Here is a 1,453-nt window from a genome sequence, read left to right on the forward strand (position 1 = left end):
CTCGAGGGCGCCACCAAGGCCGATGGCTGATCTGCCGGCCTTCGGCTCTCGTCACGTTGGGCCCGAAGGACGAGCCACGCCCACCACAGCCACTACGTCGTGGTCCTCTGCCGAACGGCACCGGCCGGCGACGACAGGCACGGCGGCCTGAGCCAACTCATCGTCGACATGTCCTCGCCCGGCGTCGCCGTCAACATCGAGCGGCTCCGCTGCGCGCCCCCGTGCTCGCGGGCGCCCGCGGCCGCCCGGTCGCCGACGTGGCGGCGCTCGCCGACCTGCTCGTCCGGGTCGGGGCGCTCGTCGAGCACGGTGACGTCGCCGAGCTCGACCTGAACCCCGTCGTGGTGCACGACGCCGGGAAGGGCGTCACCGTCCTCGACGCATGGATCGTGTTGCGCGCCGGTCGCTCTTCTTTGGGCCTGTCGTCCGCCCGGACCTTGTCTTTCACCGCGGGGACCACCGGGGGAGCGTCGCTCCACTTCGCGATGCCGGCATCCTCTTTGGCGATCGGCAACTTGTCCTCGTTCACCCCGGCCCAGTGTGCGTGGTTCAGCTGGTGGAGCGTGAAGCAGGCGTTCAGCGCGGTGTGGAAGCCCATGTTGTCGACCGTCTGATTCACCGCCTCCTTGACCAGCACCTTGCTGACCATCCCGAGGGCGTGGGCTTCGTGCGCGTCGATGCAGTCGCCGGTGCGCATGAGCTCCTTGGTCTTGCGGGGTCCGAACTCCCAGGGGTGGGCGAAGTACTCGACGCCGCACATCCCCAGGCGAGTGCCGACGACATCGGCGAAGCGGGCGTCCTCTGCGCTCACGATGAGATCACATGCCCACATGAGCATGAGCCCGGCGGCGTACACATCACCCTGGACCTGGGCGATGGTAATTTTCCGCAGGTTCCGCCACCGTCGGGTGTTGTCGAAGAAGTAGTGCCATTCCTGCAGCATCTGCCGCTCCGCGCCGACACGGGTGCCGCCGTTGATCTGCCAACTGGGGTGTTGGTCAGGCCCGGGCGCTCGCTCGGCGAGCACGACCTTCGAGCCCATGTCGTGGCCGGACGAGAACATCGGACCCATATCGCCCCACTTCGTGGGTTTCGCAGGTCACGGGCGTGCCGTTCCTCGTTGATCTCACCGTTTCGCCGTAATGGATCTTCTGGCGGGCGGTTCCCGGATCGAACGCCGGAACGGCAACGACCCGGGGTCGGTGCTCCAACACCCACCCCGGGTCTTGATCCCCGACCCTGCATGCACAGGAGTCAGACCTACATCCGCCAGTAGCGCTTCCGGAGATCGTCAACGGATTCTCGACTTGATCGACATCGGGTCCGGGACCATGCTTCGCGTGGCTGTAGATCTCAACGTCGGTCGAGTCGCAGTCCAGCGTCGGGCGGTGGGTGACGAGCTCGGCGCGCCGCTGCGCCGGCAGGAAGCCCATCATCTGCCCGGCGATCCCGG

Annotated in this window: 2 pseudogenes; one reads left to right on the forward strand and one right to left on the reverse strand. The window is 67.4% G+C overall.

The features are described 5' to 3' along the window. Positions 1–257: 257 nt before the first annotated feature. Positions 258–335 (forward strand): annotated as a pseudogene (locus tag U9980_RS28800) (hypothetical protein); the annotation flags it as partial. 92 nt (positions 336–427) lie between these two features. Here U9980_RS28800 and U9980_RS25970 read toward each other — a convergent pair. Beyond that, a pseudogene (locus U9980_RS25970) lies at positions 428–1,069 on the reverse strand (enoyl-CoA hydratase-related protein); the annotation flags it as partial. Between the last annotated feature and the right edge of the window lie 384 nt (positions 1,070–1,453).

It is taken from the genome of Protofrankia sp. Cr1, assembly GCF_963555865.1.
In the GTDB taxonomy this organism is placed as follows: domain Bacteria; phylum Actinomycetota; class Actinomycetes; order Frankiales; family Frankiaceae; genus Protofrankia.